Annotated in this window: 10 protein-coding genes and 1 pseudogene; all 11 read right to left on the reverse strand. The window is 59.8% G+C overall.

Annotation, left to right across the window (positions count from 1 at the left end):
* Positions 1-291: pseudogene (locus ACWI8T_RS05340) on the reverse strand (UDP-N-acetylmuramate dehydrogenase); the annotation flags it as partial.
* A 7-nt stretch (positions 292-298) separates the two neighbouring features.
* The gene (murC, locus tag ACWI8T_RS05345) at positions 299-1,690 is read right to left on the reverse strand and encodes a UDP-N-acetylmuramate--L-alanine ligase (RefSeq protein ID WP_449138220.1); all 1,392 of its coding nucleotides are present in this window, start codon (positions 1,688-1,690) and stop codon (positions 299-301) included.
* A 63-nt stretch (positions 1,691-1,753) separates the two neighbouring features.
* A complete protein-coding gene (gene murG / locus ACWI8T_RS05350; RefSeq protein ID WP_449138221.1) occupies positions 1,754-2,863 on the reverse strand; it encodes an undecaprenyldiphospho-muramoylpentapeptide beta-N-acetylglucosaminyltransferase in 1,110 nt (369 codons plus the stop codon).
* Positions 2,860-4,356 carry an FtsW/RodA/SpoVE family cell cycle protein gene (locus tag ACWI8T_RS05355; protein WP_449138222.1) on the reverse strand — a complete coding sequence of 499 codons (1,497 nt, stop codon included), beginning with the start codon at positions 4,354-4,356 and terminating at the stop codon, positions 2,860-2,862. Before ACWI8T_RS05355 ends, murG begins: the two co-directional genes overlap by 4 nt.
* A 10-nt stretch (positions 4,357-4,366) precedes the next feature.
* Positions 4,367-5,827 (reverse strand): UDP-N-acetylmuramoyl-L-alanine--D-glutamate ligase, encoded by a 1,461-nt coding sequence (gene murD / locus ACWI8T_RS05360; RefSeq protein WP_449138223.1) that lies wholly within the window; start codon positions 5,825-5,827, stop codon positions 4,367-4,369.
* A gap of 24 nt (positions 5,828-5,851) precedes the next feature.
* On the reverse strand, positions 5,852-6,919 hold the full coding sequence (gene mraY, locus ACWI8T_RS05365; RefSeq protein WP_449138224.1) for a phospho-N-acetylmuramoyl-pentapeptide-transferase: 1,068 nt from the start codon (positions 6,917-6,919) through the stop codon (positions 5,852-5,854).
* Positions 6,919-8,388, reverse strand: coding sequence for a UDP-N-acetylmuramoyl-tripeptide--D-alanyl-D-alanine ligase (locus ACWI8T_RS05370; RefSeq protein WP_449138225.1), 1,470 nt, complete (start codon positions 8,386-8,388; stop codon positions 6,919-6,921). Before ACWI8T_RS05370 ends, mraY begins: the two co-directional genes overlap by 1 nt.
* Before the next feature lie 56 nt (positions 8,389-8,444).
* Positions 8,445-10,046, reverse strand: a complete 1,602-nt coding sequence (locus ACWI8T_RS05375) for a peptidoglycan D,D-transpeptidase FtsI family protein (protein ID WP_449138226.1) — start codon at positions 10,044-10,046, stop codon at positions 8,445-8,447.
* Between the two features lie 102 nt (positions 10,047-10,148).
* Entirely contained in the window at positions 10,149-10,634 is a 486-nt protein-coding gene (locus tag ACWI8T_RS05380; protein ID WP_449138227.1) for a cell division protein FtsL, read from the reverse strand.
* 68 nt (positions 10,635-10,702) lie between these two features.
* A complete protein-coding gene (gene rsmH, locus ACWI8T_RS05385; RefSeq protein WP_281668047.1) occupies positions 10,703-11,662 on the reverse strand; it encodes a 16S rRNA (cytosine(1402)-N(4))-methyltransferase RsmH in 960 nt (319 codons plus the stop codon).
* Between the two features lie 19 nt (positions 11,663-11,681).
* On the reverse strand, positions 11,682-12,116 hold the full coding sequence (locus tag ACWI8T_RS05390; RefSeq protein WP_114615971.1) for a division/cell wall cluster transcriptional repressor MraZ: 435 nt from the start codon (positions 12,114-12,116) through the stop codon (positions 11,682-11,684).
* Between the last annotated feature and the right edge of the window lie 155 nt (positions 12,117-12,271).

Below are 12,271 nucleotides of genomic sequence, written 5' to 3' on the forward strand. Positions count from 1 at the left end.
CGACTCGACGTCGAATGCGCACTTCGCAAACCCGGCGCCCAGGGTGATGACCGCGCCATCAAAACCAGCATCGGAAACGAGCAGATTGGAACCTTTGCCAAACATCGTCCAAGGAATGCCGAGCTCGCGGCATGCATCGCACGCAAAAGCGAGCGAACGCAAATCGCCCGCCTCGATGAACAAGGCCGCGGGACCGCCGATTCGTATGGTGGTATGTCGGCTCAACGGCTCATTTTCGAGCACGAAGCCCGAAAACTCGTCGCCCAAAAGCCGTGCAAGGCTCCGCATCATGGCGATGCTAAGCCTCTTCGCGAGAAAGCTCGGCGAGAATCTTCTTGCCGAACGTCGTCACGTCGCCGGCGCCCATAGTGATGAGCAGGTCGCCCTCTTTCAGCTTCGAGGCGACCAGCGCCGGCGTTGCTTCCTTGCTCGGCTCGTATGTCACATCAGCAACGTGGCCGTTCTGCTTCACGGCGTTGGCGATAAGGCTGCCATCGACGCCTTCGATAGGATCCTCTCCCGCCGCGTAAACATCCATGAGCACGAGCTCATCGGCATCGTTGAACGCTTCGCCGAACTCGCCCGCGAGCGACTCGGTGCGGGAGTAGCGATGAGGCTGGAACAGCACGACCACGCGCTTGAAATCGAGCGCGGCAGCGGCGGCCAGGGTTGCCTTGATCTCGGTGGGATGATGGGCATAATCGTCAACGACGGTGACGCCGCGCGCCTCGCCCACCAGGTCGAAACGGCGACGAACGCCCTGGAAATTCGAAAGGGATGCAGCGGCCGCAGCGGCGTCTTCGCCAAGCGCCCACAAAACGGAAATCACGCCTGCGGCATTGAGCGCGTTATGGATGCCGGGGTTGCACTTCAATTCGACATCGACCGTAGTGCCATCGACGAACGTGAGCGTGAACAGCGAGCCCACGCCATGCGTGCGATAGTTCGAAATGCGCGTGTCGCAGCCCTCGCCAAAGCCATAGGCAACCACGCGGCGGCCGCTTTTCTTGGCGAGCTCCACGAGCTTGGGATCCTCGCCGCACACGACAACGGCGCCTTCCTCGGGCACCGATTGCATGAACTGCAGAAACGTCGCGCGAATCTCCTCGATGCCGCCCGTGTAATGATCCAAGTGGTCGGCTTCGACATTGGTGACGAGCGCGACATAGGGAGACAGGTTCAAGAACGACCCATCGCTCTCGTCCGCCTCAACAACGTAATATTCGCCCTTGCCCGAAACGGCATTGGTGTGATAGGCGTCAACAATGCCGCCCACGACGAACGTGGGCTCAAGGCCCAATGCGTCGGTCGCGGTGGCGAGCATCGAAGACGTCGTGGTTTTGCCATGAGTGCCACAAGCCGCAAGCGTTTTCTTGCCGCGGCCAAGCTCGGCAAGCATGTGGGCGCGATGCCATACGGCGATGCCCAACTCGCGCGCGCGGACAAGCTCGGGGTTGGTTTCGGGAATGGCGGTAGAAATGACCACGGCATCGATGTCGTCGGTCACATGCTTGGCATCGTGGCCGATGAAAATAGGAATGCCGGCGGCAACGAGGTCGTCGGTATAGCGCGACGACTTCATGTCGGAGCCGCTCACGCGCATGCCCGCATCGGCTGCGACACGAGCGATACCGCTCATGCCCACGCCGCCAACGCCGATAAAATGCACGCGTTTGCAATTATCCGTCATTTGTTCATGCCTCCTCGAACCGAACGGGCGCATAAGCGCCCCGTATTTCAGCAATCGGTTATTCTATCGCAGCGCGCCACGCATCGCCGCATCAACCACAACATCAGCCAATTTCGCTGCGGCGTTTTCAGTCTCAAACGATGCAGCGGCAGCGCGCATGCGATCGCGCAAATCCGCGTCGGTCGCCAAAGCGAGCACCTTGTTCGCGAATTCTTCGCTATCGAGCTCGGAATCGGCCATCATTTCCGCCGCGCCGCGCTCAACGTACGCGCGCGCGTTGGTGGTTTGATGGTCTTCGGCCGCATGGGGAAACGGCACGAGCAAGGCGGGCAACCCCAGCGCCGAAATCTCGGCGAGAGACGTGGCGCCTGCGCGCGAAATCGTGCAGTCGGCCGCACGCAGGGTTTCCGCCATGCGGTCTTGATACGGCATCACGATCCAGCGAGCAGCCTCTTCATCGGTCAAAGCGAGCTCTGCGCACGTCGCCTCATATTCCTTCGGCCCCGTGATATGCACCACGTACAACCCATCAATCGCAAGCAACTGCTTTTTGAGCGACGATATGGCGGCATTGATATGGCGTGCGCCCAGGCTACCGCCGAAAACGAGCAGCATCGTGGCATCTTGCGGAATGCCCAGCATTTCCCTGCCCTGTTCGCGCGTAGCGGAAAGCACCGAAGAACGCACCGGGTTGCCCGTGACAATGAGCTTGGATGCGTCGGCGATGTCTTTGCCGGCAACCTCATAGGTGAGCGCGACGGCAGCGGCCTTCTTGCCCAAGAATTTATTCGCCATGCCCATGACGGAATTCTGCTCATGCACGACCACCGGCACGTTCAGCTGCTCGGCCGCCATGCCCACCGGAATGGACACGTAGCCCCCAAAGCCGACAACGGCGTCGGGACGAACTTCGCACATCCACGCCTTCGCCTTGCGGGCCGAGCGCAAAATTTTCAGCGAAGAGGTAACGAGCGTATGGGGACGCTCGCGATCGAACCCCGAAGCCTCAAAAGCCACGAACGGAATGTCGGTTTGACCGACCAAGCGCGCCTCAACGCCCTGCGGCGTCCCAGCGAAAAACACTTCGTGGCCGCATTCTTGCAAAATCTCAGCCAGCGCAAGAGCGGGGTTGATGTGGCCGGCCGTGCCGCCGCCCGTAAGAACGAATTTCATCGTGAGTTCCTTCCGCTGCCGCGACGATTGGCGCCGCGTTCCATTCCAGAATCATGGCGTCGCGCCGCCCGCGAGCCTAAAGAAGCATTTCCCTCTGGGCGAGACGAGCCTCGCGAAGCGCTTCTCGATGCGCCGCCGCGCGGGGCCATGACGCCGCCAAACGGGTCGCCATGAGAGCGCCTCGAACGAGCCGGGGGCTCGGCGATGGGCGCCGATTCGGCCGAAGAGAAACGCGAACGCGCCGGTGGCTCGTCTTCCACGCGAATATAGCTCAGGTTCGCTCGACGTCGCTCGGCGCTCGCGCGATGCGGCGTAAGCGCCTCTTCGCCCGCCACGCGCGAAACCGACATGATGATGCCCACCATCAAAAGCGACGCCACAACCGACGATCCGCCCGACGAAATGAACGGCAGGGGCTTGCCCGTCGTGGGGAACAATCCCGTAGCGCAGGCCATATTCAAAAACGCCTGCCCTACAAGCATGCAGGTAAGGCCGCCGGCGATCATCGTGCCAAAATCGTCGCTGGCTCGCTTGGCGATAAGCAAACCGCACACGAGCACCGCCACAAAAAGCGCGATGACGAACAGCGCGCCGACAAGGCCGAGCTCCTCGCCGATAATCGAGAAAATGAAGTCGGTTTCAGCCTCGGGCAAATACAGGAACTTCTCGCGTGAATTGCCCAAGCCAACGCCCAGAATGCCGCCTTCGGAAAACGCGAAGAACGAACGAATCATCTGGTAGCCCGTGTCGTACTGGTCGCTCCATGGGTCGAGCCACACTGAAACGCGGTCGGCGCGATATCCAACGATGCCGAATACGCCGGCCACCACGACAGCTATGCCGAGCACAGCGACGAAACGCCCAGGAAGCCCGCCGAGCCACATAACCACGAACGCGCCCACAAGAATGACGACGGCCGAACCCATGTCCGACTGCGTTTTATACAAAAAGGCAAGCGGGAGCAAGACGAGCACAAAAGCGGCAATGAGCGCCTGCTTCAAATCGCGAATCTGATCGCGATATTCAAGAAGCGCCTTCGCCGCAGCCACCACGAGCATGATTTTGGCGAATTCCGTCGGCTGCACGCTGAAACCGCCGATATAAATCCATCGCGTGGCGCCCAGGATATTCGTGCCAATAACAGGGACGGCGAGCAGCAGAGCGGCGCATACGCCCCAAAACGCCCAAAAGAAGGGGCCGCCCTGCAGCGATCGGTAATCGCGCGTATACACGAACAGGGCAAGAACGGAGCCGAGCACGACGAATATCGCCTGCTTCACAACGTACGAGGTTGCCGACTCGCCATTGTGAATCGCCTCAACCGTCGACGCCGAAAACACCATGACGATGCCGATGAGCACAAGCAGAACAACCGCGACCAGAAGGCCCAAGCGCGGCATCATGATGTCGGCGGGCACGCCGCCCCGCGCGCTGCCTCTTTTATTCAATTCAGGGAAGCCGGCAGACGAGCCGGCATGCGTCGCTCGAGCCACCAGCTACAACCTAGCGGGCATTGCTGGCGCGAAACGCAACGAGCTGTTTGAACACCTTGCCGCGATGCTCGAACGAATCGAACTCGTCAAACGACGAGCAAGCGGGAGAAAGCACGACCTCGTCGCCAGATTGGGCCATAGAAATCGCCGTATCGAGCGCGTCTTCCATATGCTCGCCGCGAACATGCTTCACGTCCGCATTGGCGAACGCATCGAAGAAGCGCTCGCCCGCCGCGCCAAAGCACACCACGGCCTTGCATTTTGCATCGCACGCTTCAACGAGCTCGTCAAGGTCGGTTCCCTTATCGTTGCCGCCGAGCAAGAAAATGGCGGTGTGGGGAGCAAACGCCGAAAGCGCCTTCAGCGTGGCGTCCACGTTGGTCGCCTTGGAATCGTTCACGAACTTCACGCCGCCGATTTCGCCGCACGGCTCCAAGCGATGTTCGAGAGGCTTAAAGGACACGAGGCCTTCGCGCACCTGGGCGGCGTCAACGCCGCACGCAAGCGCAGCAGCAGCCGCGGCAAGCGCATTGGACACGTTATGCTCGCCCTTGATCAGAAGCTCGCTTTCGCCCACGAGTTCAACTTCTTCGCCCTTGAAATCGACGCGCAGCATATCGCCGTCGAGGAATGCGGCGTTTTCAGACCCGCATGCCTCCCTCATGGAATGGTCGATGCCCGCGGCGCACCCTACGGGAATGTAGCCGAAAGCTCGTTTGGAATCGTTCTTGAATTCCTTCACGCAATCGCGCGTCACATCGCATACTGCGTCGATGACGAGCGTGCCCTGATTCTTGCCCAGGTTCGCATACACCTGCTTTTTAGCCTCGGCATACGCCTCAAACGTCATATGCCAATACAGATGGTCGGGCGTGATGTTGAGCAGCACGGCGACCTCGGGCGCGAACGCCTGGCAGCTCGCCAGTTGGAACGAGCTCGCCTCGCACACATACACGTCGGCCTCGCCGTTGCCCACAGCTTCGATGCACGTATTGCCGATGTTGCCCACGGCGGCAACGCGCTCGCCGGCGCACTTCAAAATATGCGTGATAAGCGACGTGGTAGTGGTTTTGCCATTGGTTCCCGTCACGGCAACCCAACGACTATCCGCAGGGCTCTCGCGCCAGGCGAATTCCACCTCGGAAATAACCTCAGTCGAAGCTGCCTTCGCGTTTTCGTAGAAACGGGAGAACTGGGAAATGCCCGGGCTTACGATGCACACGTCATAGGTATCTTTAAACGTATACATATCGAACACCACACGAGCGCCAAGCGTCTCACAGTGCGCGGCGAACCCGAGCGCGGCATCGTTTTTCTCGCCAGCCGCGATGGTCACGCTCTTCACGCGGCCACCGAGCAAATTCAGGCAATACGACGCAGCAGCCTTGCCGCTCTTGCCCAAACCCAGAATAAGCACGTCGCCCCAACACGTTGGCGCGGCCTTGGTTCCTTCGATGATAGAAGCGCCCATGACACTATCCCTTTCCGTCGGCGTTTAAGCGACCATGCCCATGACGATGGGCTGAATGAAGAACAGCACGAAGCCGAAACCAGCAAGCGCGCCCGAAACAATCCAGAATCGAATGACGACCTTCGTTTCGCTCCAGCCCTTCTTCTCGAAGTGGTGGTGCAAAGGCGCCATAAGGAACAAGCGCTTTTTCGTGCGCTTGTAATGCACGACCTGCAGAATAACCGAGCACGCCTCGGCGACGAACAGGCCGCCGATGATGAGCGAGAACACCTCGGTTTTCGTGATGATGGCGATGCAGGCAAGCGCCGAGCCCAGCGCGAGCGACCCCGTGTCGCCCATGAAAATGTCGGCCGGGTACGCGTTGAACCACAAAAAGCCCACGCATGCGCCCGCCATGGTGGCGGCGAACACGGCCATGGGAAGCATATTCTCGCGATACGCGATGGCGGCCATGACGATCATGACAACCATGACCGTTCCGGCGGCCAAGCCATCGAGGCCGTCGGTCAAATTCACCGCATTGGACATGCCGATGATAAGCAAATAGCAGAACACGAGGTACAGCCAGGGAATATCAAGCGAGCCATCGGGGCAGATGGGGCACGGGATAGACGTGGTGAGCACTCCGAAATCCCACGGCTGCAAAAACGGGATTTGCACGGTGGGGGCAATGCCGAGCCAATTCACGACATAAAGCGTGAACAGCGTGGCGATGGCGAACTGGCCGATGAGCTTGCCTTTAGGCGTCAAGCCCAAAGAGCGCTCATGGATGACCTTTTCGGCATCGTCGAACAGGCCCAAAGCCGCGGTGCACAGCGTCGCAAGAAGCGCCGCGACGAAGCCCCACGAAGGAGGCACCACCAAAAGCACGGTAATCACAATGGCAATGAGCATGATGACGCCGCCCATGGTAGGCGTGCCCTGCTTCACCAAGTGGCTTTGCGGGCCGTCGGCGCGCACCTGCTGGCCAATATGCGTGCGGGTAAGCAGGCGAATCCAAGCCGGCATGAGCGCCATGGTCAAAGCCGTGGCGACGATGAAGCCCAGAAACACTAGAAACGACGGGTATGCGGAAAACAGCGAGCTCAGCATTATTCGATGATCCCTTCAACGACTCGATCAAGGCCCATATAGTGCGAGGCTTTCACCAATACGGCGTCGCCTTCGGAAATGGTTTTTGAAACGTAGGCGAGAGCCTCGTCGGCATCGTTCACGCAGACGATATGTTCATGCGGCATGCCGGCCTCTTCAGCGGCGCGAGCCATGCCCCGCGACAGGTCGCCCGTGCACACGAGCACATCGATGCCCGCCTCGGCCGCGGCGCGACCGGCCTTCGCGTGGCCCTCGACGCTCGATACGCCGAGCTCGCCCATATCGCCGAGCACCGCGATGCGACGACCCGCGGTCTCATACGACGCAAGCGTGGCAAGAGCGGCGCACATCGATTCGGGAGCAGCGTTGTAGGCGTCGTTGAACACCACGGCTCCGCACTTCGCGCGCACGAGTTCGGCACGGCCCGATTCGGGCTGAGCCTGAGCAAGGGCTGCTGCGACTTCGGAAAATTCCATGCCCGCCGCCATGCATACCGCCACGGCGCCACATGCGTTCGAAACGTTTTGCGCGCCACGCAAAGAAAGCGCAACCTGCTCGCGGCAACGCTCGCCGCCCACAAGCGCGCCACGCGCGCACAATTCGAACCGCGGACGGCCTTCGGGGTCAATAACGACATTTTCGGCCCACACGGCGCTGTCGGCAGCCCATGCGCCCAAAGAGGCATCAGGCTCGCCGAGCGCGGAGAACGCGCAAGCATTCACGCCGCGCTGAAGAAGGCGCGCATGCTCTGCCATAAACGCCGATTTATCGCAGCCGGCATTCAAAAACGCCCAGCCGCCCTCGGGCAGCGCATCGAGCAGCTCCGCTTTCGCGAGCGCGATGTTGTCACGCGTTTTCAGATACTCCAAGTGAGACGTTCCCACGATGGACACGACGCCCAAGCTCGGCTTCGCCATGGCGGCAAGGTGCGCGATTTGGCCTGGGCGATCCATACCCATCTCGACGACGAGCATCTGGGTCGACGCGGGCGCCGTAAGCACCGTATAGGGGGCGCCGAGTTCGTTGTTGAAGTTGCCCTTCGTCGCCCAGGTTTCATATTTCGTAGAAAGGATGTCGCGCACGAGGCCTTTGGTGGTGGTCTTCCCCACCGAGCCGGTGACGCCGATCACCGTGGCGGAAAGCATTGCGCGCCATGCAGCGGCGATTTCGGCAATCGCTTCCGCTGCATCGGCGACCATGAGCACGCAAGCGCCGGCGGCACGGGCCGCTTCAAGCGCCGCATCGTCAAGCTCGCGCGTGCACAGCACCGCGACGGCGCCCGCTTCAATCGCGGAAGCCGCGAATGCATGTCCATCGACGCGCTCGCCAACGATGGCCGCATACACGAAGCCCGGTTTCACCTCGCGAGAGTCCCACGTAAGGCCCAAGGCTGCGACATCGCGGCTCACGGGTTCCACGAGCACGCGAGCATCGCATGCCTCAATTACACGTCCTATTTCGAGTTCCATTCAATCCACCTCAACGGAATCGCTTAATCAGGCAAAACGCCGCACGAAGGCGGCGTTTACTTCTGCGCGATTTTATATCGGCTACTTGCTTCGGTCATTATATCTTTAAACACCTCGCACGTATTTCGATCGTAAGGCACATGGTTCACACCGACAAAACACACCAGATTCGAAGTCGCGTTTGGCAGGAAACCAACAAAGTCGAGGTTGTACATGTTCTTCACGTAGGAGCCGGAATCGTCGGCGTATTCCGCCGTACCGGTTTTGCCCGCCGTCGTATAGCCCTCAACAGCGGCCGTCTTACCCGTGCCGTTTTCCACAACGCCTTCCAGCATGTCCGTAAGCGGAGCGATGACGTCGGTGTTGTCGATGATCTGCTCGCTATCCCACGTGACCTCTTCTCCCGAAGAAGGCTTCGAGATAAGGAAATGCGGCGTATGGGCAACGCCCGTGCCATTCGCGATGGCCCCATAGAAACGCGTGATCATAAGCGGGCTCAGCGAAATGCCTTGGCCGAACGTCACGTTGTACGACTGGATGAGCGACCATGTGCTCACGTTGGTCAAATAGCCCTCGGCTTCACCGGGGTAGTCGACGCCCGTAGCATCATTGAGGCCGTATTTGCGAATCTTGTCATACAAGCCGTTGAAACCCAAATGCTGCTGCACGAGAAGCGACGTGCCGACGTTCGACGATTGGGCGAGCACCTCGGCCGCGGTCATCGTAGTTGCAGCGCGTTCATGGGCGTCAGAGATTTTATACTCGTCCGCCTCAAGATACACCGGGCAGTCCACCGTCGTTTGGGCGGTAATGCCGCCCGCCTCGAGCATCGCGCAGAACGATGCGGTCTTGAAAATGGAGCCCGGCTCGAACTGCGTGGTAATGGCTTTCACCGATGTGGCGCCCTCTTCGATGTTGCTGCGATCGGAGGGGTCCAAATACGGCGTTGAGGCGATGGCGATAATGTCACCCGTATCGGCGTCGTAAAGCACAGCCGAACCGTCTTCGCCGCCAATGTCGCTCACGCCCTGCGCAAGGCGCTCTTCGACATATTGCTGCATGTCGATATCGATGGAAAGAATAATATCCTGGCCATCTTTGGCGGGCTCGTCGACCTCGGTGCCGCCGGGAATCGGCATGCCGTATGCGCCCTGTTGCAGCACGAGCTTGCCCGGCTCGCCCTTCAAAATGCTGTCGTAATACAGCTCAAGACCGGTTTGGCCGTTGCCGTCAACGTCGACCAGACCAAGAATTTGGCCCGCGGTGCTGCCATACGGGTACACGCGTTTCATGTCGTCAAGGAAATAGATGCCATCGAGGCCGAGGTCTTTTACCTCTTCGCCCTTATCCTGGTCAACCTTGCGCTTCACGTATGCGAACGTGGTGTTTTCGGTCGAAAGGGGGCCTTCATAGATGGACGCGTCGCCGCCGAGCACGCCGGCGAGCTTCTCGGCCGTGCCTTTCACGTCGGTGATTTCTTTCGGATTGCAATAGATGGTCGTCGCCTGCACGTCGGAGGCGAGCACTTTGCCATTGCGGTCGTAAATCGTGCCACGACGAGGCGAGAGCTCGACCGACACCGTGCGCGAATTGGCGGCCTGGGTGCTGTAATCGTCGGCAAGAATAATCTGAAGCTGAACGAGGCGTCCTACAAGCAACAAAAGGGCGATTCCAAAAAAAACCAGGAGCACCCTAAAGCGATTTGAGCCGAAGGAATATTTCGGCGCCTGACGGCGCGCGTCGCGAGACACGAAGCGCACCTAGCCTTGGCTTGCCATAGAAGACAAGCTTCCGGAAAGCGAAAGGTTGCCCGAAGCGTCGGTCGCAATGACGTCGGCGCCAAGCTCGACGCTTTCGGTAGCGGCAGGCGCCGCCATGCCGAGGCCCTCGGCCGCGGAGCGAATGTGCGTGGAGTTGGAAAGCTGGCTCTGCTGCACCTCAAGATCGTTGCCGAGCGTGCGCTCGTTGGCGATTTGTGTGGAAAGCTCGTCGGTTGCAATGGTCGTGGTTACGCTCGCCGCAGAAAGAAGCACGCGAGCGCATGCGAAAACCGCGATCACGATCGCCACGGCGAATACAACGCCCACCACGCCAAAAATGCTCTCGGGCACACCGGCATGATTGACGCCATTGCGGCGTCCGGGCATAACATTGACATCGGGGGTGCCCTGCCTGCGCAAATCGGGCGCGGCAGAACCATGGACATAGGCCGGCTGGGAGGCGCGGTATGAATCGTATTGTCTCATGCCTGCCTCCTTTCTGTGTTTAGGCTGCGTTTACAGTCGGCGTATCGACCATCTAGGCACCAGAGCGCCTATCTGATCTTTTCCGCAACGCGCAGCTTGGCGCTGCGGGCGCGGGGGTTAACTTCAATTTCCGCCTCGGTGGGCAGAATGGGTTTGCGAGTAATCACTTTCAACGCGGGATTCGCACCGCACACGCACACCGGAAAACCGGGAGGGCATGTGCATTTCTTCGAATGCTCGGCGAAAGCTTCCTTCACCGCCCTATCTTCCAGGGAGTGATAGCTGATGACCGCGATTCGACCGCCGGGATTCAACCACCGAATGGCGGCATCAAGACCTCGACGAAGCACGGTAAGCTCGCCGTTCACTTCGATGCGAAGCGCCTGGAACGTTCGCTTGGCGGGATGCCCGCCAGCGCGACGCGCCGAAGCGGGAATGGCCGCTTTAATAATGTCCACGAGTTCGCCCGTCGTTTCGATGGGGTGGCTCTCGCGGCGCTCCACGATGAATTGCGCAATGCGACTCGCCCACTTCTCGTCGGAGTAGTCGCGAATGATCCGGGTGAGCTCTGCTGCGGATAAGGTGTTGACGAGCTCTGCTGCGGTTATGGTTTGTCTACCCGGGTCCATTCGCATGTCCAGCAAGGCGTCTTCCCTGAACGAGAAGCCACGCTGCGGGAGGTCGAGTTGCGGCGAGGAAACGCCGAGGTCGAATAGAATCGCATCGATTCCAGGGACCTGCGCTTCCACCAGCAATTCATCCAAGTCGCCGAAGTTTCCGCGAAGCAGCATGACCTCGCATGCATTTTCGGCGGAAGCCGAAGAGAGGCGCTTCTTGGCGGCAGCCAAGGCCATTTCGTCCTGGTCGATGCCGATAAGAAGGCCGCCCTCCCCAAGCCGTTTGGCGACTTCGGAAGAATGCCCTGCTCCGCCGAGCGTTGAATCCACGAACGTGTGCTGCGGTTTAAGGTTCAAGTGCTCGAGGCACTCGGCAAGCAGGACCGGTGTATGCCTGTATTGGTTTGTCATTTCTTCCACGTCAGAACTCCTACGAATAGAGCAGGGCATCAAGATCGATGCTCGCCAGCAGGTTTTCACGACGCGTGGTATCCCAAATGTCGAAGTGGCTGCCAGCGCCAACCAGGGTGACTTCCTTGTCGATGCCCGCGCGCTCGCGCAAGCTCTGCGGCAAGGTGATGCGGCCCGCAGAGTCCATGGTCACTGGAGTCGCATTGCCACGAAGGATGCTGTTCAGCAACATGTGCTCACGCTTGTTGGGGTCAAAGCCACCGCGTTTCTCAAACAAGGTGTCGATCCATACGTCGAAAGCTTCGTTGGTATACACCGACAGAAACTCGTTTCGCGCATCGGGAACAACGACCATTTGGGTTTCCTCGGTCAGAAGCTTGCGAATAGACGACGGCAAAGACAGACGCCCCTTGGCATCGAGCTTATGACGATATTCGCCATTGAGCCCAGCCATGGACACCTCCTTTGTTCGTTGTTATTCACGCGTTTCGTAACCGGTGCCGCCATTTTATCCCACTTTGCCCCACTCCACAACAAAATCGCCCCCAATTCCTCCCCCACCGTCCCCTTCCTTCCCCTCCACTTCCACCCCCTTTCCCTCCACCGGCG

This window comes from Slackia sp. (genome assembly GCF_977041755.1).

Coding starts and splice junctions, on each gene's coding strand:
- murD (WP_449138223.1), bottom strand. CDS start 5,827: ATGGGCGCTTCTATCATCGAAGGAACCAAGGCCGCGCCAACGTGTTGG.
- ACWI8T_RS05370 (WP_449138225.1), bottom strand. CDS start 8,388: ATGGAACTCGAAATAGGACGTGTAATTGAGGCATGCGATGCTCGCGTG.
- murC (WP_449138220.1), bottom strand. CDS start 1,690: ATGACGGATAATTGCAAACGCGTGCATTTTATCGGCGTTGGCGGCGTG.
- mraY (WP_449138224.1), bottom strand. CDS start 6,919: ATGCTGAGCTCGCTGTTTTCCGCATACCCGTCGTTTCTAGTGTTTCTG.
- ACWI8T_RS05390 (WP_114615971.1), bottom strand. CDS start 12,116: ATGGCTGGGCTCAATGGCGAATATCGTCATAAGCTCGATGCCAAGGGG.
- ACWI8T_RS05380 (WP_449138227.1), bottom strand. CDS start 10,634: ATGAGACAATACGATTCATACCGCGCCTCCCAGCCGGCCTATGTCCAT.
- murG (WP_449138221.1), bottom strand. CDS start 2,863: ATGAAATTCGTTCTTACGGGCGGCGGCACGGCCGGCCACATCAACCCC.
- rsmH (WP_281668047.1), bottom strand. CDS start 11,662: ATGACAAACCAATACAGGCATACACCGGTCCTGCTTGCCGAGTGCCTC.